Origin of the sequence: uncultured Tenacibaculum sp. (genome assembly GCF_947499065.1) — a bacterium.
In the GTDB taxonomy this organism is placed as follows: domain Bacteria; phylum Bacteroidota; class Bacteroidia; order Flavobacteriales; family Flavobacteriaceae; genus Polaribacter.
The window spans coordinates 43548-63678 of the sequence record NZ_CANMMT010000013.1 but is presented as its reverse complement, the minus strand read 5'-3'; the positions used below and the strand labels follow the sequence as shown (position 1 = coordinate 63678).

The following is a 20131-nucleotide window of genomic DNA, read 5'->3' as shown; positions in this document are numbered from 1 at the left end:
TTTTTTAGAAAATTCTTTTCGCCTTTACAAACTCTTTTTTCCAATAATTTTCTTTCATTGATGAAACAATTACACCTTTTGAAGTGGTTGAATGAATAAATTGAATATCATCATTATTAACAGAAACAACTAAGCCTACGTGATTAATTCCTCCTTTTAATCGGGAAATATCAAAAAATAATAAATCTCCCTTTTTAATATCAGAAAGAGAAACCTTTTTGCCTATTTTACTCATCGAGGCAGATGAACGAGGTAATTTCTTATCAAAAGCTTTAAAAACTGTTGTTACCAGTCCTGAACAATCCATTCCGCTTTTAGTAACTCCTCCTGCTCTATAAGTAACTCCTTTATATGAATTAGCAAGAATAATCAATTCTTCCACTTTTGATTTTTCTTCTATATAAGTTTCTTCACCTTGTTTAATAAAACGAAAAACAATAAAACTTATAATTATCAATAATAATAGTACTTGCTTTCTCATATACTACTCTATCTAGTTAAACCAAAAATTAAAATCTTTTGGCACATTAATTGAAACATAGAGTAAAATAACTCAAAAAATTAAAACTATGTTAAAAACAACTACTAAAAATCTATTATTGCTCATCCTTTTATCTATGCTTCAATTTTCTTGTTCAAACAACGATCAAGAATTAGTTAAAGAAGAAACCAAACCAAAAAGCCTTTTAATCGAATTTGAGTTAAATGGAAAGCCAATTTCTATTAATTTTCCTATAACTCAAAACACTGGAATTGGAATCAGAAATACGAAACTACAAAATCCAGAGGGTACTATATTAGCTGGTATTTCTGAAACATTTTCTAATGACGATTATCACATTCAATTATATTTTGATGAATATTTTTCTAACAAAGAATATTCTTTCAATACAGAGGAAAATATGTTCAAACTTCCTTGGGAAGATTTTAAAACTGCAATGTACAGTAATGATAACTTTGGAATAAAATATATAGATTATAAAGAAAGTTATAAAAAAGATTTGAATATTAATAGTCACAAAGGTTTTACTATTAAAATTAAAGATATTAAGAACAATAAAACATATACTAGCTTATTGTTTGAAACATTATATAGTACTGATACTAATAATTCTTATGAGTATAATAAGTTAATGAAAAACTCTTTCTTTAAATTTATTTCTTCAGAAAAGTTAGAAGATGATACATCTGGATTTAACAAAAATTATGAAGTTAAAGCTACTTTTGAATGTAAGCTTTTAGACTATACTAAGAATTTAGATGGTGGACTAGTTATAAACGATATCATAAACTTAACTAATGGGAAAATAGTTGGAGTTTTATAAAAACTAAAAAGACCTGCAAAAAATTGCAGGTCTTTTTAGTTATAACACACGTTTTGCTTTTATAAATGCTTTTTTCCAATATTTATTAAATAATGAGGTTACAATAACTCCTCTTGAACTTGTTGAATGTATAAAATGGATATCGCCATTTTTAACTGATGTAACCAAACCTACATGATTTACTTTTCCTTTTTTACGTGCTGTTTTAAAAAACAATAAATCTCCACGTTCTACTTTTCTTAAAGGTATATCATATCCTTTTGTATACATTTCACGAGAAGTTCGAGGTAAATCTATATTACGCTTCTTAAATGATACATGGATTAAACCAGAACAGTCCATTCCTTTATTGGTAGTACCACCAAACTTATAACGAGTTCCTTTATAAGAAACTGCCGTCCAAACTATTTTATCAGCTATAGTAGGTGAGGATGATTTCTTCTTCGTTGCTGTTACTATTTTAGACTTTGGTTTTGGCCTTTTACTTGAAGGGACATTTTTTGATGATCCACAAGAAACCATTAATAAGGAAAGTGAAAAAATGAAAAGTATTTTTTTAATCATATATTCAATAGCATTTTTAAATTTTATATCTAACGTTTATTTTTTATTCGCTCTCTCAACAATCAATTTGGCTGTTTTTTCAGAAGCTCCCTTTCCCCCTAACTTTTGTTCTAAATCAAAATAAGACAAAAACAATTCTTCTCTTTTCTTTTGATCTAAAATAGATTCTAATTCTGTTTTTAAATTTCCCTTAGTAAAATCGTTTTGAATTAACTCTTTAACAACTTCTTTATCCATTATTAAGTTTACTAACGAAATATACTCTAATGTTATAATTCGTTTTGCTATTTGATAAGAAATATTGCTTCCCTTATAACAAACTACTTGTGGCACTTTAAACAAAGCTGTTTCTAAGGTTGCAGTTCCAGAACCCACTAAGGCAGCATGAGAAACACTTAATAAATCGTAAGTCTTATTGCTAATTAACTTAACATTTTTATTACCAATAAATGTTTGATAAAATTCTTTTGTTTGACTAGGTGCTCCACCTACCACAAATTGATATTCCGAAAACTCCTCCACTAACGATAACATTACTGGTAACATCTTAGTAATTTCTTGCTTTCTACTTCCTGGCAATAAGGCTATTATTTCTTTATCCCCTAAATTATATTCCTCTCTAAAACTTTCTTCATCTATCTGCTTTCTCCCAGCTATCCCATCAATTAAAGGGTGTCCAACAAAGTTTACATCATAGTCATATTTCTTATAAAACTCCTTTTCAAATGGTAGTATAACAAACATTTCATCAACATCTCTTTTAATGTCTTTTACCCTACCTGCTCTACTTGCCCAAACTTGTGGGGAGATATAATAATTAGTTCTAATACCTTCTTGTTTTGCCCACTTAGCAATGCGCAAATTAAACCCTGAATTATCTATAAGTACTAATACATCAGGTTTGAACTTAGCAATGTCTCTCTTACAAAAAGAAATCATCCCTAGAATCTTACGTAAATTCATCAGTACTTCTACAAACCCCATAAAAGCACGTTCTTTATAATGCTTTACAAGTGTACCACCAACCTCTTGCATTAAATCTCCTCCCCAAAAACGAATCTCTGCTTTTGGGTCTTCCTTTAACAAAGCTTTCATCAAATTAGCTCCATGTAAATCTCCTGAAGCTTCCCCTGCAAGGATGTAATATTTCATTAAATATTATTTAGAAAAATTTTATAATAAATGTAATTAATGCTGTTAAAATAGTAGCTAACAATACACCTCTAGCTCTATAATCTTGGTTCTTTTTTAAAAATATCCAAAACACTAATAAATTAGGAATGGCAGCCAATGCAATTACCGAACCTAATACGCCTCCTTCTTTTACTTTTTGAAAAGTAGTACCTATACTATCATATGATATATATTCTAGATAAATAAACAGTCCAAAAGCAGTAGCTATTAAAGAAACTAAAATTCCTATTGCTATTTCTTTTCTTATATGTCCCATGAATTCAGTTTTTGGATTGCATGATGCGCTGTCATATCAAATTGTACAGGAACTACAGAAATATATCCATTTTCTAAGGCCCAAATATCAGTATCCTGCCCTTTATCTCTATTAACAAACTCTCCAGATAACCAATAGTATTCTTTTCCAAATGGACTTTTACGTTTGTCAAAATCTTCTTTCCAATATCCATTTGCTTGTCTACAAACACGGATTCCTTTAATTTCTTTTTCTTTTAACTTTGGAATGTTTACATTCAATACAACTCCTTCTGGCAATCCATTTAATAAAACATTCAATGTTATTTTTTCAATAAACTTTTTAGCAGCTCTAAAATCAGCATGCCAATCAAAATCAAGTAATGAAAAACCAATTGCTGGAATTCCTTCTATCCCAGCTTCAACAGCAGCACTCATTGTTCCCGAATAAATAACATTTATTGATGAATTAGAACCATGGTTAATTCCAGAAACACATAAATCGGGAACTCGATTTAATATTTCATTTTTAGCCATTTTTACACAGTCAGCTGGTGTTCCTGAACAACTATATTCTATTTGCGGTCCTTCATCAATTGTAATTGGATTACAATGCAAAACGTTATTTACAGTAATTGCATGTCCCATACCGCTTTGAGGACTATCTGGAGCAACAACAACAACGTCTCCTATTTTATTCATTATTTCAATTAACATTCGAATACCTGGTGCGGTAATTCCATCATCATTTGTAACTAATATTAAGGGTCTTTCTTGCATAGTAGAATAGTTTTACAACAAATGTAACACAAAAAAAGGACTCTTTTTTTAACATTTTGTAAAGACAAAAAGCTTTATTTTATGTGTAAAATTGTAGTAATCAAACACAAACGTTATGGCTCGTTTTATTATCTATGTAACTCTTTTCACTTTAAGTACAATTTTTTCGGTAGTAAATGCGCAAAATAAAGCGGTAAAACCATGCAGTTCTCCAGAGTATTCTCAATTTGATTTTTGGGTTGGAAACTGGAATGTTTACGATACAAAAAACAATCTTATAGGCACTAATAATATTATTAAACTGTCTAACGCTTGTGCTATTCAAGAGAATTGGGTTTCTAAAACATCTAAAAGTAAAGGGACTAGTTATAATTACTATAATAAATCTGATAATTCTTGGAATCAATTATGGATAGATAATACTGGATTCTCTTTAGATTTAAAAGGACATTACGATGCCAATAGGATGATTTTAAAAAGTAAGCTTATAAAAAGTCAAAATGGTGATTTTTATAATCAAATTACTTGGACTAAAAACCCTGATGGATCAGTAACTCAAATTTGGGATTATGTTGACAAAAACCATCAAAAAATAAAAGAAGTTTTTAAAGGAATTTACAAAAAGCAAGAAAACTAAAAAAGTTGGCATTATTTTAGTAGCTTAGCAACACAACGACACAATAAAAAATAAAAAGACAGAAGATACATGAAGACGAAATTTATCATTCCATTTTTAGCATTTACATTATTATTTTCAAATTCTACTTTTTCTAATTCAGTTTCTAATGATGATCCTGAAAAAGACAGAGTAATTGTTTATGTCTTAAAAAACATTTTATCACGATATCACTATGTTCAAAAAGAATTGAACGATGATTTTTCTGAACATGTATACAATACTTTTATTGATGGATTAGACCCTAGTAAAAGATATTTTACTCAAGAAGATTTAAAAGAATTCTCTAAATATAAATATCAAATTGATAATCAATTAAGAGATACTAGAATTGATTTTTACAAATTGGTTTATAACCGTTTTTTAGAAAAATTAGGCACTGCAAAGAAAACATATCGTTCTTTATTACTTGAACCTTTTAACTATAAGAAAGATGAAGTAATTGACGTAGATTATGATAAAATTCCTTTTGCTAAAAATGATAGTGAATTAATTAACTATTGGAGAAAACAATTAAAGCTTTCTATTTTAAGTAGAATTGAAGATGCTGAAAATCAACAAAAAGAAAAAGCTAAAAAAGACAAAAACTTTAAAAAGAAGAACTTTGCTGAATTAGAAAAGGAAGCTAGAAAAGAAGTTTTAAAAAATATGAACGATTTATATCAACGTATTGATGAACTTGAAAATTCTGACTGGTATTCTACTTTTTTAAATAGTGTAGTAAGCGGGTTTGACCCACACACTACTTATATGTCTCCTAGAAGAAAATCGCGTTTCGATCAAGAAATGTCAGGTAAATTAGAAGGTATAGGCGCTCGTTTACAGAAGAAAGGTATTTATACTCATATTGTTGAGTTAATTTCTGGTGGACCAGCATGGAAACAAGGTAGTTTAGAGCCTGATGATATTATTTTAAAAGTAGCACAAGGTGATGAAGAACCTCTAGACATTGTAGGAATGAGATTAGACGATGCTATTAAATTTATTAAAGGAAAAAAAGGCACTGAAGTTCGTTTAACTGTTAAAAAGAAAATAGATGGCTCAATAAAAGTAATTCCTATTATTAGAGATGTAGTTGAGCTTGAAGAAACCTTTGTTAAATCTAGTATCGTTGAAAAAGACGGAAAAAAATATGGTGTAATTAACTTACCTAGATTTTATATTGATTTTAATGACTTAAGCCGTAGAGATGCTGCTAAAGACATGGAGAAAGAAATTGAGCGCTTAAAGAAAGAAAACGTAAAAGGTTTAGTGATTGATTTACGTGATAATGGTGGTGGTTCTTTAAAAACAGCCATTGAAATTGGCGGATTATTTATTAAACAAGGCCCAATTGTACAAGTTAAATATAGAAACGAACAACCTGTTGTTAAAAATGACACAGACGCTAAAATTCAGTGGGATGGTCCTTTAGTAGTAATGGTAAATGAGTTTTCTGCTTCTGCATCAGAAATTTTTGCTGCAGCTATGCAAGATTATAAACGTGGGGTTATTATTGGAGGAAAACAAACGTATGGTAAGGGAACTGTACAAAATGTATTACCTATAAACCGTTTTTACGAAAAGTACCCTAGTGATTTAGGTGCTTTAAAAATGACTATTCAAAAGTTTTATAGAATTAATGGTGGTTCTACTCAAATAGAAGGGGTTTATTCGGATGTTTCTTTACCTAGTAGGTTTAGCTATATGGAATTTGGAGAACGTGATTTAGATGGTGCTTTACCTTGGGATAAGGTGCAACAAGCTAAGTATAACACAACAAATTCATATACTAATTTTGCTGATGTTGTATATAACAGTAAGCAACGTGTAATGAAAAATGAAAAGTTTAAGAAAATTAATGAATACGCTAAATGGTTAAAGAAAAATCAAGATGAAAGAATATATTCTTTAAACTATAATAAATTTAAAGAAGAAAATGATAGAAAATCTAAGGATGGTGAAAAATTTAAAGAAGTATTTAAATTTGATTCTAAACTTACATTTGACTCTCCTAAATACGAATTAAGTTTATTTAAAAAAGATACTGTTTTAAAGGAAAAACGCATTGCTTGGCATAAAAATTTAAAAAAGGACATTTACATAAATGAAGCACTTAATGTATTAAGTGAATTGAAAATGAATAAGAACTATACTATTGTAAAACATTAAAAAAATTGTATATTTATATTGAAGTATAACTGCTTCGTTCGGGGGATTACAAGTTTCAATAACAATTAAATTGATATGCTTTTAATCCAAAAAATAAATAATATACTAAATAGTAGAAAGTACTATAATAATTATTACAGTCAAATAATTAAGAAATATAAGAATATAGATAATTATACATCTATATTTAACAGTGTTGTACAAGACAATGACACCATTGAAAGTAACGTTCCTATTCGTTTTTCTGATGATATTGATTTTGGCGCTTGCGTTAGTTCTGTAAAAAAAGGGATTAATACTTCTTATCGTTTTATTAAAAACCCTGATTTGTGTGATATCATCTTTTTTACAGCAAAAATAGGTGGTTATCGAATAACCACTGAACTTCATTTTTTTAAGAATAAACTTATCTTTTTTAAATATACTTTTCCTTCATTATCTAATAAGAAAAAGATTGAAAACTTAATAAAAAAGAAATATAAAATAAAAGAGTCTGTAACTGATAAAATAAATAATTTACTAGTTACAGACGCTCTTAATAATTATTTAAAAACAGAAAATGAAGTCACATTTTCTATCAATTATTTCACAAAAAATTATGGTTTCTATGCTTTTCTAAAACAGCAACAAGAAAATTTAAAAATAAATGCTTTAAATCAACTTTATAATTCAGAATCTCAATTGCTTGAAAAAATTTAAGCCATTGTAATTTCTACTACAATTCCTTCATTAGCTCTGACATTAAAAACAGTTTCATCTTCAAAAATCAAATACTGCCCTTTTATACCTACTAACGTTCCTGTATAGCTTTGTTCCTTTACAATATTTAAGCTTTTAGGTTTTGCCGGATATTTTTCTACAGGAAAATTAATTGAGGTTTCTTTATTATTTTCAATATAATATTGCTGAGCTTCTTCTGGAATAAAAGTTTTTAAACGTTCTTGCCACGATACTAAATTTTCATCTTCAATATCATTTTTTAGCATTTTTCTCCAGTTGGTTTTATCTGCTACATGTTCTTTTAAAGCAACCTCTGTAATTCCAGCCAAATAACGATTAGGTACCTCAACAATTTCAATAGCTTCATGAGCTCCTTGGTCTATCCAACGTGTTGGCACTTGTTGTTTTCTAGTAACACCCACCTTTACATTACTAGAGTTAGCTAAATACACAATATGTGGTTGTAATTGTACTTTTTTCTCATATTCTAAATCACGATCTTCAATATCTAAATGAGCTTTACTTAACTCAGGTCTCATAATCCAATCTCCAGCATTTGGAGTTTCAAAAAAACATTTTTTACAAAATCCTTGGCGGTAAATTTGTTTTTCTAAATGACAATTTAAACATTCGTAAGTAACAAAACTTAGTGTTATTTTTTTGTTTAAAAGCTGATTCATGTTTAAAAAATCAGATTTCATATCTAAGTAATACTGTACAGTATCTAAATTTTCAGTCGTCATTTTTTTTAAAACTCCTTGGTATTGCATGTCTTAAATTTTATTACTTTTAGCTTCACAAACTTACAGTAAAAAAATTGAATTAAGAGTTAAACTATGTCGTTTCCATTTATAAATTCTATTATATCATGGTTTTTGAAAAAACGTAAACATCAGGTAGAATTATTTTTAAAATATCCTATCGATGTTCAAAACGAATTACTTCAAAAATTATTAAATATTGCTAAGAATACTGAGTTTGGAAAACAACATAACTTCTCTTCAATTAAAAACTACGTCGATTTTACCAATAATGTTCCTATCCAGAAATACGAAAGCATTGAACCACTTATAGAAAGATGTAGAAAAGGTGAACAAAATTTGTTTTGGCCCACAACAATTAAATGGTTTGCAAAATCAAGTGGAACTACTAATGCTAAGAGTAAATTTATTCCAGTAAGTAATGAAGCCTTAGAAGGATGTCATTTAAAAGCTGGTAAAGACATGCTGTGTTTATACATTAACAACAATGAAGAAACACAAATGTTTACTGGTAAAGGATTAAAATTAGGAGGCAGTACTGCTATTTATGAAGATAATAATTCTCATTTTGGGGATTTATCTGCAATTATAACTGAAAATTTACCTTTTTGGGCAGACTATAGCTCTGCTCCTAGCCAAGAAGTTTCTTTAATGGCCGAATGGGAAACAAAAATGGAAGCTATTATTAATGAAACTATAAACGAAAACATTACTAGTTTAGTTGGAGTTCCTAGTTGGATGTTAGTACTTCTAAATAGAGTTTTAGAAAAAACCGGTAAGAATAATATTTTAGAGGTTTGGCCTAATTTAGAAGTTTACTTCCATGGAGGGGTTAACTTTAACCCATATAGAGAACAGTACAAAAAATTAATTCCAAAAGACAGTTTCAAATATTACGAAACTTATAATGCTTCTGAAGGTTTCTTTGCTATTCAAGACCAAAATAATTCAGAAGAATTATTACTAATGCTCGATTATGGTATCTTCTACGAATTCATTCCTATGGATTCTTATGATGGTGAAAATTCAACAGCTATTCCATTATCTGAAGTTAAAAAAGATGTTAATTACGCAGTGGTTATTACTACCAATGGTGGTTTATGGCGTTATTTAATTGGTGATACTGTTAAGTTTACTTCTTTAAATCCTTATCGAATAAAAATTACTGGTAGGACAAAACACCATATCAATGTTTTTGGTGAAGAATTAATTATTGAGAATGCAGAGGAAGCTTTAAAAATTGCAAGTACAAAAACCAACGCTTCTATTAGAGATTACACTGTTGGACCAATTTTTATGAATGATAATAAAAGTGGTGGGCATGAATGGATTATTGAATTTAGCACTCCTCCTAAAAGCATAGATACTTTTACAGAATTATTAGATAATGCTTTAAAATGTATCAATTCAGATTATGAAGCCAAGCGTTATAATAACATGACATTGTCTTTACCTAAAGTACATCAAGCACGACAAGGATTATTTTATGACTGGTTAAGTAAAAAAGGGAAACTTGGTGGGCAACATAAAGTACCTCGCCTTTCTAATAAACGTGATTTTGTAGATGAATTACTTAATTTATAGGTTATGAACTCTTTTTTTGAACAAAATGCCGATTTATTATTAGAAAACCCTGAACTCGCAGAGGCTTTTCAAAATATTATAAAACCTGAAAAATACACTAAACATCATATACTACATGAAGCTGGACATATCTGTAACCATATGTATATTATCACATCAGGAATAGCTCGTGTTTTTTATTACAAAGATGGAAAAGACATAACTGTACATTTTTCAGTTGAACAAGAAAGCATAACTACAATTGACAGCTTTATTCAACGTAAAAAAAGCAAATACAACATTGAAGCTTTAGAAGATTTGGAAGTTCTAAAAATTGCGCATGCAGATTTAGAAAACCTTTTTAATTCCAATCCTAAATATGAACGATTTGGTCGTTTATTTTTACAAAAAATCTATATAGATCTTGTTGAAAGAATCGACGATTTACAACTTCATACTGCTCAAGAACGCTATAATATTTTATTACAAAAGAAACCTTTTCTATTTAATAGAGTAGCCTCTAAACACCTTGCTTCTTTCTTAGGCATGACTCCCGAAACCTTCAGTAGAATTAGAGGAAAATAATTTCTTGATAATTGTCAAGAAAAACATAAAACTTGTAAAATATCTTTGTTGTACAAAACAACTACAACATGACAATAGCAGAAGCTTTACAAGGATTTTACACCAAAAACAATCTCTTAAAAAATGGAGGCGAAGATGAAAATACCTTTGAATTAAAATTTAAATTATTTACGTTAAAACTTCCCAATTCTCAATTTAGAAAAGATATCATTCACATTCACGACATACAACATGTATTATACAACTGTGATACAACATGGAAAGGAGAAGCTTTTATCGCTGGGTGGGAAATTGCCACAGGTATGTGGAAAAAATTACCTATCGGTATAATGAGTACTTGGGCAATGGGTTTTTCTCTTTTAAACTATCCAAAAGACGTTTATAGAGGCTATAAAGCTGGATTAAAAGTAACTGGTATTATCGATTTAAATCTTAGTAAAGAAGAACTCTTAAAGCTTTCTATTGAAGAACTAAAAAATAGAATAAAAAAAGAAAATCAAAATAGAATGAATTTTACACAAATAATCTATTTTATTTTTTGGATACTTTTTAGTCTCTTTATTTTTTCATTTCCTTTTAGTTTACTTCCTCTTCTATTTGTATTCTAATTGGTAATTGATATTGTGTTGATACAGGTATACCCCTTTTAAAACCAGGTGTTATTTTGGGTAACTTTTTTATCGATTGTCTAATTACACTATCTAACTTTGGTAAGTATTCTTTTATATTGTTGGATGATGAAATATCTTTTAACTCAAACTTCCCTTTACTACTAATTTGCAAGTCTATTAAAACTACCTCATCTATTAATTCATTACTAACAAAATTATACAATTGCAATTCCTTGGTTATTCTTTGCTGAATTTCTTTTCTAAAACAATTTGTCTTTGCTTCATCCATAAGTTTTTTACAAACACTAAAAGAAGGAGAAACATCTACTTTAGAAAAATCAATAACAGTATCAATCACCTGATCTTTATTCTTTTTTGATGAAGAAAAAAAATCGCACGACACAAATAATAAAATTGTAATTAAAGAAACACAGCAACACCTCATCTCATTGATTTTGAGATGAAAATACAAAAATTTAGCCTATTCTATAACATCACCTTTCATGAAATAATATTTTTTTATTTCTTTAATTCTAGTTTTCACTTGACTTGTAAGCAAAGAATCTTTTTCTTCAAACCTATCCATATAATTTTTATAATATTTTAAGGCTAACTTTTTATTTTCATAATAGTTTTCTGTAGTATTAGCTAATTGGTATAAAGCTCTGTAATTTCTACTATTTTCATTATACGAATCTTTGTAAGCCTCCATTTCTGCTTTAGGTTTTCCTAATTCTTTATACACTCTTGCTAATTGGTAATACTCAATATCTCTAGATTCTTTTCCTACATAAGTTGCTAACCTATAGTTATACATAGCGCTCTTATATTCTTTTTGATTAAAATCTATATCTCCTAAATAAGTATATGATTTAAAATCTGACCGATCTATTTTTAATGCTTTATTAAAATACTTTTCAGCTTCATCATAATCTTTTAACTTGTACAAAGCTCTTCCTAACATTTTTTGAGTATAATGCTCATTTGGCTTTAACGTATCTATTTTTTCTAACAAACTAATTGCTTCTAAATACTGTTTCTTTCTATACAAGCTATTTATTTTTAACTTGTTTAATTCTATATGATTTGGATTTACTTGCAATCCTTTATTTGTAAAAATAGCAGAAGAATCTCTATCTCTTAATAAAACATAAGCAAGCGCTAATTGGTGAATTGCCTTAATGTGCTCATCATCATTTTTATAAGCCTCTAAAAAACTATTTATTTTTAAGTTTCTCTTCTTCAACATAGCATATGCAACACCTAACTGATAATGGTAATTCGCATTTTCTTTATCCTTTTCAATTAAATTTTCAAATAGTTTTTTAGCCTTAGAAGGCTGTTTAGTCTTTAAATACAATTTACCTAATTGATATTTTATCAATAAATTATCATCATCTTTTTCTACAATGTCTTCAAAAATTGATATTGCTTTTTTTAACTTTTTCTCTTTATTATAGCTTTTTCCCAACTTAACTTTTATGGCGTAATCATTTTTAATCTCTAATGCTTTTTCATAATATTTTGAAGCTAATTTATAATTATCTATTGCTTCATAAATGTGAGCCTTCTTTGTATTAGATACGAAAGTTGAAGGTAGCTTATTCAATTCTTTCAAGGCTTTTTTATAACGCCCCGCACTCAATAAATTATCAATGGATTTAAAAGTCGAAGTTTGCGCTTCGACTTTAATAAACCCTATTAAAAATAATACAATTAAAATTTTCTTTTTCATAAAATTTTTAACTAGTTAATATTAAATGTAATTGGTAATGTATATCTAGTAGACACTGCTTTATTATTCTTTTCCCCAGGTTTCATTCTTGGTAATTTCTCAGCAACTTCAATTGCATACTGTTTTAAATCAGGATGTGGGGCTCTAACATTAATTTTATCAATGTTCCCTTTTTTATTTATTGTAAACTGTAAATACATTCTTGTTTCTCCTTTCTTTACCCCCATTCCTTTCACTTTAATCATATCAAAATTTTCCACCATAAACTTCGCCATACTTCTACTTAAGCAATCTTTATCCCCTTCTCTACATCCTGGAAATGTTGGGTATTTATCTAATAATGTAAATGGAACATAGTTAGTCTCTTGAGGAAAGTTATTTTTAGATTGTTTACCTAGATTATTAACTTCTTGAGAAAGATTATTGTTTGTTTTCTTAACTTGTTCTTTATTATCCATTCTCTTAGCTGCTTCTTCCAAATCAAAAAAAATAGTTTTTCTTTTCTTTTTCTCTACTCCTTCAAAAAGCCTAAGTGGTATCTCTTCTTTTCCCGATTTTGACAGCTTTTCTTTTTTATTATTAAACTCCGTTAATTCTTCACTAGTCAAATCATTTAACTGCAATTCTTTTGTTTTTGGTGGTTCTAATCCTAAATATACATCCATGTATGATTGTTTTGTTTTAGAAACTCTCTTTTTCATATCCTTTATATCAGTATAAAGTACAGTATTTTCTTTCTTTTGTTCTGGTGTATTAGCATTTGCATTTTGTGAACAAGATGTATAAGCTAGCATACTAGCTAACACAGGTATTAACAATAAGTATTTTAATTGTTTAATCTGTTTCGATTCTTTTTTCGTCATCATAATAATTCGTTTTTTAATTAATGAATGTTTATAAAATTGATTTAAGAATGAAATGTTTTCAACTTGAAAAACATCAGAGAGTAAATTGTTTATGTAATTTTCTTTTAAAGTAGCCTTGCTCACTTTCTCATCAGAAATATATTCATGTACTAAAGAAATTCGATTTTGATACACATATACCATTGGATTAAACCACATTAGTATTCTCAGAAATTCAAAAAACAACAAATCGATTGAGTGTTTTTGTTTACTATGCACTAATTCATGTTGAATTATTTTTTCTTGTTTATCTAATGGAATTTCTTTTCCTAAGAAAATATAATTGAAAAAAGAAAATGCTTTTGCGTTCTTTGGCAACAACACCAATTTATATGTTTTTTTACGTTCAATTTCATATTTAAATATTAATCGAACAATGCGTAATAATTTTACAACAAACACTATTAAAAACACTAAACATCCACTCCAAAATAACACATCTAAATAGTCAATAGATTGATACCAAGCAGCTTTTTCAATTACTCTCTGTGGAGATAAAACTACTTCTGGTAACATAATAGTATACTCTACAGGAACTGCTTTTTGTATAGTAGGTATTTTAACAAATGGTAATAAAAATGATACTATAGATGTTGATAATAAATACCATCTATTCTTAGAAAAAAAAGTTTCTTTACTTAAGAAAAAATCATAAACTGCTACAAACAGTACTTGAAATAAGACTACTTGAATTATATAATTTATCATGACTCTTTATTTTTATTTATTTCTTTCAAAACACTCTCTAATTCATTAATATCCATTTTATTTTCTTTCATAAAAAAAGATACCATACTCTTAAATGAACCTCCAAAGTAACCGTTCATTAACTTATGTAGACTTTCATTACTATACTCCGATTTTTTCACCAATGGGTAATATACATACCCTCTTCCTTTAGGTTGGTGCCCAACAAATTCTTTAGTTTCTAAAATTCTAATAATAGTAGAGACTGTATTATAAGCTGGTTTCGGTTCTGGTAACTCTGCTATAACTTCTTTTACAGATGCTTCTTTTAAACTCCATAAAACTTGCATTATCTGCTCTTCTGCTTTTGTTAATTGTTTACTCATTCTAACTTTTATTGAAATATTTCACCACAAATATAACTAAAAAATTAGTTTAAACTAATTTTTTAGTTATAAAAATGTAACAAATAGTCATTATACTCGTCTTATAAATAGAAAAATAAAGCTATTTTAAACTAAAAAAAGAATATAAAATATGGATATATTGCTAACCTTACTTGGTTTTATATGTGTTTGTTTAGGTATCGTTGGTTCATTTTTACCAATCTTACCAGGTCCCTTAACAGGTTGGTTAGGTTTACTGCTATTACATTTAACAAAAGTAATACCTCAAGATTGGACATTTTTAGGCATCACTTTAGCCATTGCTATTTTTATTTTTATAATTGATTATTTTATTCCTGCCATTGGAACAAAACGTTTTGGAGGTAGTAAATACGGAGTTTATGGAACTACTATAGGTTTAATTATAGGTTTATTCTCTCCTATTCCTTTTGGGATATTAATAGGTGCTTTTTTTGGAGCTCTTATTGGTGAATTAATTTATGACAGTAAAGATACTACGAGAGCTATTAAAGCTTCTTTTGGGGCATTTTTAGGTTTCTTAGTTTCTGCTACCATTAAATTTTCTGTAGCTACAGTATATTTTGTTCTATTCTTAACTACTTTTTGGGAATACAAAAACGCTTTCTTTTAAGCCAAATTTAATGCAAAAAAAAAGCAACCCATCTCAGGGAAGCTTTCCATTGGTTAACAAAACCATGGTACTATTTAAAGTACCTAACAACACAACTAAATGCTGCTTTACAAAAAAGCAGCCTGCAAATATACAACCTTTTTTAATACCTGCAAATTTTTTTAGTTTTTTTACAAAAAATGTCAATCTGTTATTCATTGTTTAATTCTTCAATTGATTGTATCTTTGCCCCTTCATTAAAAAATTATAAAAATTAACCCATGCAATTATCAGAACAAGAAGTTGTACGTAGAGAAAAGTTAGGGAAATTACGAGAATTAGGTATTAACCCTTACCCTGCTGATTTATTTCCATTAAATTCAAATTCAAAAACCATAAAGGATAAGTTTGAAGAAGGAAAAAAGGTGGTAATTGCTGGTAGATTAATGAGTCGTCGTATACAAGGAAAAGCTTCTTTTGCTGAATTACAAGATAGCGAAGGAAGAGTTCAAGTATATTTCAATAGAGACGAGATTTGTCCTGGAGAAGACAAAGATTTGTACAATGAAGTTTATAAAAAACTTTTAGATATAGGTGACTTTGTAGGTATAGAAGGAGAATTATTTAAAACTAAAGTTGGAGAAATTACTGTAATGGTAAAAGACTTTAAATTATTAAGTAAATCTTTAAAACCATTACCTTTACCTAAAGTTGATGCTGATGGAAACACCTTTGATGGTTTTACAGATCCTGAAATGCGTTATAGACAACGTTATGCTGACTTAGTTGTAAACCCACATGTAAAAGATGTATTTGTAAAAAGAACTAAGTTATTTAATGCTATGCGTCTGTTTTTTAACGATGCTGGTTATTTTGAAGTAGAAACTCCTATTTTACAACCAATTCCAGGTGGTGCGGCTGCAAGACCATTTATTACTCACCATAATGCCTTAGACATTCCATTATATATGCGAATTGCTAACGAATTATACTTAAAGCGTTTGATTGTTGGTGGTTTTGATGGTGTATATGAGTTTTCTAAAAATTTCCGTAACGAAGGAATGGACAGAACTCACAATCCAGAGTTTACAGCAATGGAAATCTATGTAGCTTATAAAGACTACAACTGGATGATGGACTTTACAGAAAAATTATTAGAACACTGTGCTATAGCTGTAAACGGAACTACTGAAGCTACTTTTGGAGAACATAAAGTTGATTTTAAAGCTCCTTATGCTAGAGTTACTATGGCTGATTCTATAAAGCATTTTACTGGTTTTGATATCAATGGTAAATCAGAAGACGAAATTCGTGCCGCTGCTAAAAGTATGGGTATTGAGGTTGATGACACCATGGGGAAAGGAAAATTAATTGATGAAATTTTTGGTGAAAAATGTGAAGGAAACTACATTCAACCAACTTTCATTACAGATTATCCTAAAGAAATGTCTCCTTTATGTAAAGAACATAGAGATAATCCTGAGTTAACAGAGCGTTTTGAATTAATGGTTTGTGGTAAAGAGATTGCAAATGCTTATTCAGAATTAAATGACCCAATTGATCAACGTGAACGTTTTGAAGCTCAATTAAAATTAGCTGCTCGTGGTGATGATGAAGCTGGTGAATTTATTGATCAAGATTTCTTACGTGCATTAGAGTATGGAATGCCTCCTACTTCTGGTTTAGGTATTGGTATGGATCGTTTAATAATGTATTTAACAAACAATCCTTCAATTCAAGAAGTATTATTCTTCCCTCAAATGAAACCTGAAAAGAAAGCTCCTTCTATTGAATTAAATGATGATGAGAAAGCTTTATTAGCTTTAATTGACAAAGCTGAAAAAATAGATTTAAATGTATTAAAGTCTGAATCTGGTTTATCTAACAAAAAATGGGATAAGACAATTAAGAGTTTAACCAAAAATAAATTAGCTAAAGTTGAAAAAACCGAAGAAGGTTTATTTGTATTAGCTGTATAAATCATATTTATATGAATAAAAAAACCACCTAAAAAAGGTGGTTTTTTTATTTTACAATCATAAGCTCTTTTTACTTCACTTAATAAACAAGGTTGTTCAACTTTACTTTCCTTCCTCTCATCTAATTTTAAAAAATTAATCCCTTTATACAATTACCTTTACAGTGTAATAACCTATTAAATGAGTTATCACTAAAAAAGAAGTTTATCCGGGGGGACGCTTCTTTTTTTTTTGCTTAAAAACACTATTCATCTATATTTTTTTGCTTTTCAACAAGCAGATTATTCCATTTATCGAAAAATTGACAAAAATCACTTATATAAAAGGTAAATTAGAAATAGATAATTTGAATTTAATGTTTAACCACCCCTTATACAAAAGGCTCCCCCGGGAGCTCTTTTGTTGTTTTATACTTATTTAACAACCTACTTCTCCTATAATTAATTCAAATTGTTGCGACACAAGCTTACCCTTACTATTTATTGCAGGATTCCATTTAGGCATTTTATACACCATTTTTATAATGGCTCTATCTACTGAAATAATTCCTGTTGTTTTTGTAACTTTTACATTTCCTACCTCTCCCATTTCATTTACTGTAAACAACGCAGTTGCATTTTGCATAGGATTAAAATTCCAGTTTAAAATTTCAACTGTACTATTCTTTTTCAAATATTCAACAAGTTGTTCATTACCTTCTCTAAAACTAGCTGATACTTCTGGAACTACTGTCATTGTAATATTCGTTTCTTTTTTGGTATTGTTAGTCCCTAATGATTCTTTGTCTTTATAAACTACTCTTATTAAAATATCATCTCCAATATGTATGTTATTAAATAATTCTTGCTGTTTGCTATTTAAATTAATATCATCTCCAACTTCTTTTATAGCTTCATCTTTAGTTACTCTATATATTTCAACAGTAACATACTCTTCTATCCAATTAGATGGATAATGTTCAACAATATCTTTTAATGTTTTTGCTTTACTTAATTTATCTTTAGTAATTGTCCTATTACTAGCCCCTCTAACCAAATAGCTTGGCGCAACCTTAGAGAAGTTATTAAAACGAACGTTACTAAAGCAACTTAGTTTATTATTTGTTTTTTTTAACATTTTAACTTCTAAAGGGTTATTTTCATTGGAACTTTTTTTGTTGGCAAATCCAACAATTATTAAACTTCCTAAAATTGATAAAACTCCTACTATTAATATTTTTATTTTCATTTTTTAAATACTTTAATGGTTCTTACCACAAAGTTATCTGGGCAATTATTAGTTATTGAAAATGAGATGTAAATAGTTGTTAATGAAGTGTAAATAATTGTTATTGAGATGTAAATATTTAAAAGCTAAACAATAATTAGCTTAACTTTGCTCATATGGCAAATAAAACTATACGTACTATACTACTATTAATGCTAATAACCATTTTAGGATTATTTGTTACGCAAGTATATTGGTTTAAAAAGTCTTTCTCTCTTGAAGAGAAGCAATTTGATGATAAAATAAATATTGCCTTAAGAAATGTAGCTCATCAATTATTAATCTTAGAAAAAGATTCTATTTCCACAATTCCACCTATAATTAAAATTGCTTCTAATGAATTTCTTGTTAAAACAAATACACATTTTAATATAAATATTCTAGATAAAACTCTTCGAAAAGAATTTTACTCTAGAGAGTTAAATGTTGATTTTGATTATAACATCATTAAATCTAAAAACAATGAAATAATATTAGGGAATACTATTTTTGACGTTGCTGACAACACTGAAATATCTTGTGAAAAAAGAACCTCAACTGTTGATCTTTTGAATTTCAAAATTATAATTAATAATAAAACTGTTTACCTTTTAAACTCTATGGGAATATGGATGTATTCCTCTGTTAGCTTACTTGTTATATTAGCTGTTTTTATTTTTATAATAATTTCTATTCTTAAAGAAAAAAAATTAGCACATTTAAGAAACGATTTTGTTAATAATATGACACATGAGCTAAAAACTCCAATTACTAATATTTCTGTGGCATCTGATGCTATAAGAAACAGAAGTAATAAAATGGACACTAATAAATTAGGAAAGTATGCTGATATTATTTACAATGAAAATAATCGATTATTAAACCTTGTTGATAGTGTACTACAAATTTCTACCATTGAAAAACAAGAAGAATCTTTTTCTTTTCAAGAAATCGATGTTCACACTATTATAAATAAAGTATTATTAAGTTTTGAACCAATCATTGAAAAAAAAGAAGGTAGTATAAAGGCCTTTTTGGATGCCAAAAAATATACTATTAGAGCAGATGAAACTCATTTTACTAATGTTGTGTATAATTTAATTGAAAACGCTATTAAATATGCGAAAGTTCATCCTGAAATTACAATTAAAACGGTGAACTTAAACAATGGAATTAATGTCGAAATCATTGATAAAGGTATTGGAATGAGTAAGGAAACTCAAGAACGTATTTTTGAAAAATTCTTTAGAGCCGAAAGCGGAAATATACACAATACTAAAGGATTTGGCTTAGGCTTAAGCTATGTTAAAACAATAATAGAAAAACATTTAGGAAAAATTACTTTTACAAGTAAAGAGAATTTAGGAACTACGTTTACTATTTTTTTACCTATTTAATT

At 28.3% G+C, this 20131-nt stretch carries 21 protein-coding genes; 10 read left to right on the top strand and 11 right to left on the bottom strand.

The genetic code is table 11. The features are described 5' to 3' along the window. Nucleotides 1-4: 4 nt before the first annotated feature. Entirely contained in the window at nt 5-481 is a 477-nt protein-coding gene (locus Q0958_RS17590) for a C40 family peptidase (RefSeq protein WP_299125543.1), read from the bottom strand. An 88-nt stretch (nt 482-569) separates the two neighbouring features. On the opposite strand from Q0958_RS17590, the gene Q0958_RS17585 reads away from it, so the two are divergent. After that, complete coding sequence (locus tag Q0958_RS17585; RefSeq protein ID WP_299125541.1) at nt 570-1325, top strand: hypothetical protein; 756 nt, start codon at nt 570-572, stop codon at nt 1323-1325. A gap of 39 nt (nt 1326-1364) precedes the next feature. On the opposite strand, the gene Q0958_RS17580 is transcribed toward Q0958_RS17585, so the two are convergent. From Q0958_RS17580 to surE, 4 genes are read right to left on the bottom strand one after another with little or no spacing between them, the layout of a single operon-like run. Beyond that, nucleotides 1365-1889: a C40 family peptidase gene (locus tag Q0958_RS17580; protein WP_299125539.1), complete on the bottom strand. Its 525-nt coding sequence runs from the start codon at nt 1887-1889 to the stop codon at nt 1365-1367. Between the two features lie 36 nt (nt 1890-1925). Beyond that, on the bottom strand, nt 1926-3041 hold the full coding sequence (gene lpxB / locus Q0958_RS17575) for a lipid-A-disaccharide synthase (RefSeq protein WP_299125537.1): 1116 nt from the start codon (nt 3039-3041) through the stop codon (nt 1926-1928). Nucleotides 3042-3051: 10 nt separating this feature from the next. Next, entirely contained in the window at nt 3052-3339 is a 288-nt protein-coding gene (locus Q0958_RS17570) for a hypothetical protein (RefSeq protein ID WP_272151229.1), read from the bottom strand. Continuing rightward, nucleotides 3327-4097 (bottom strand): 5'/3'-nucleotidase SurE, encoded by a 771-nt coding sequence (surE, locus tag Q0958_RS17565; RefSeq protein WP_299125532.1) that lies wholly within the window; start codon nt 4095-4097, stop codon nt 3327-3329. The genes Q0958_RS17570 and surE overlap by 13 nt, the downstream gene beginning before the upstream one ends. Nucleotides 4098-4212: 115 nt before the next feature. Between surE and Q0958_RS17560 the strand changes: the two genes are divergently transcribed. The 3 genes from Q0958_RS17560 (at nt 4213) to Q0958_RS17550 (ending at nt 7623) form a co-directional block, all read left to right on the top strand. Then, on the top strand, nt 4213-4734 hold the full coding sequence (locus Q0958_RS17560) for a hypothetical protein (RefSeq protein WP_299125529.1): 522 nt from the start codon (nt 4213-4215) through the stop codon (nt 4732-4734). A gap of 69 nt (nt 4735-4803) precedes the next feature. Next, the gene (locus Q0958_RS17555) at nt 4804-6924 is read left to right on the top strand and encodes a carboxy terminal-processing peptidase (RefSeq protein WP_299125526.1); all 2121 of its coding nucleotides are present in this window, start codon (nt 4804-4806) and stop codon (nt 6922-6924) included. 75 nt (nt 6925-6999) lie between these two features. Continuing rightward, nucleotides 7000-7623 carry a hypothetical protein gene (locus Q0958_RS17550; RefSeq protein WP_299125524.1) on the top strand — a complete coding sequence of 208 codons (624 nt, stop codon included), beginning with the start codon at nt 7000-7002 and terminating at the stop codon, nt 7621-7623. On the opposite strand, the gene Q0958_RS17545 is transcribed toward Q0958_RS17550, so the two are convergent. Continuing rightward, nucleotides 7620-8414, bottom strand: a complete 795-nt coding sequence (locus tag Q0958_RS17545; protein ID WP_299125521.1) for a DUF2797 domain-containing protein — start codon at nt 8412-8414, stop codon at nt 7620-7622. The two genes, Q0958_RS17550 and Q0958_RS17545, sit on opposite strands and share 4 nt — an antisense overlap. A 66-nt stretch (nt 8415-8480) precedes the next feature. Between Q0958_RS17545 and Q0958_RS17540 the strand changes: the two genes are divergently transcribed. The 3 genes from Q0958_RS17540 to Q0958_RS17530 all read left to right on the top strand — a co-directional run bounded on the left by Q0958_RS17540 (nt 8481) and on the right by Q0958_RS17530 (nt 11161). Then, complete coding sequence (locus Q0958_RS17540; protein WP_299125518.1) at nt 8481-9989, top strand: GH3 auxin-responsive promoter family protein; 1509 nt, start codon at nt 8481-8483, stop codon at nt 9987-9989. Nucleotides 9990-9992: 3 nt separating this feature from the next. After that, nucleotides 9993-10553, top strand: a complete 561-nt coding sequence (locus tag Q0958_RS17535; RefSeq protein ID WP_299125516.1) for a Crp/Fnr family transcriptional regulator — start codon at nt 9993-9995, stop codon at nt 10551-10553. Nucleotides 10554-10621: 68 nt separating this feature from the next. Next, on the top strand, nt 10622-11161 hold the full coding sequence (locus Q0958_RS17530) for a hypothetical protein (protein ID WP_299125514.1): 540 nt from the start codon (nt 10622-10624) through the stop codon (nt 11159-11161). Here Q0958_RS17530 and Q0958_RS17525 read toward each other — a convergent pair. From Q0958_RS17525 to Q0958_RS17510, 4 genes are read right to left on the bottom strand one after another with little or no spacing between them, the layout of a single operon-like run. Further along, entirely contained in the window at nt 11130-11609 is a 480-nt protein-coding gene (locus tag Q0958_RS17525; protein WP_299125513.1) for a hypothetical protein, read from the bottom strand. The genes Q0958_RS17530 and Q0958_RS17525 overlap by 32 nt on opposite strands. Nucleotides 11610-11645: 36 nt before the next feature. Further along, nucleotides 11646-12899: a tetratricopeptide repeat protein gene (locus tag Q0958_RS17520; protein ID WP_299125512.1), complete on the bottom strand. Its 1254-nt coding sequence runs from the start codon at nt 12897-12899 to the stop codon at nt 11646-11648. Between the two features lie 11 nt (nt 12900-12910). Beyond that, nucleotides 12911-14512: a M56 family metallopeptidase gene (locus Q0958_RS17515; protein WP_299125509.1), complete on the bottom strand. Its 1602-nt coding sequence runs from the start codon at nt 14510-14512 to the stop codon at nt 12911-12913. Then, nucleotides 14509-14877 (bottom strand): BlaI/MecI/CopY family transcriptional regulator, encoded by a 369-nt coding sequence (locus Q0958_RS17510; RefSeq protein WP_299125506.1) that lies wholly within the window; start codon nt 14875-14877, stop codon nt 14509-14511. Before Q0958_RS17510 ends, Q0958_RS17515 begins: the two co-directional genes overlap by 4 nt. 151 nt (nt 14878-15028) lie before the next feature. On the opposite strand from Q0958_RS17510, the gene Q0958_RS17505 reads away from it, so the two are divergent. Continuing rightward, entirely contained in the window at nt 15029-15529 is a 501-nt protein-coding gene (locus Q0958_RS17505) for a DUF456 domain-containing protein (protein ID WP_299125504.1), read from the top strand. A 260-nt stretch (nt 15530-15789) separates the two neighbouring features. Beyond that, a complete protein-coding gene (gene lysS, locus Q0958_RS17500) occupies nt 15790-17487 on the top strand; it encodes a lysine--tRNA ligase (protein WP_299125502.1) in 1698 nt (565 codons plus the stop codon). Nucleotides 17488-17904: 417 nt separating this feature from the next. Here lysS and Q0958_RS17495 read toward each other — a convergent pair whose 3' ends face one another. Beyond that, a complete protein-coding gene (locus Q0958_RS17495) occupies nt 17905-18714 on the bottom strand; it encodes a hypothetical protein (protein ID WP_299125500.1) in 810 nt (269 codons plus the stop codon). Nucleotides 18715-18869: 155 nt separating this feature from the next. On the opposite strand from Q0958_RS17495, the gene Q0958_RS17490 reads away from it, so the two are divergent. Next, entirely contained in the window at nt 18870-20129 is a 1260-nt protein-coding gene (locus Q0958_RS17490) for a HAMP domain-containing sensor histidine kinase (RefSeq protein ID WP_299125498.1), read from the top strand. Nucleotides 20130-20131: the final 2 nt, after the last annotated feature.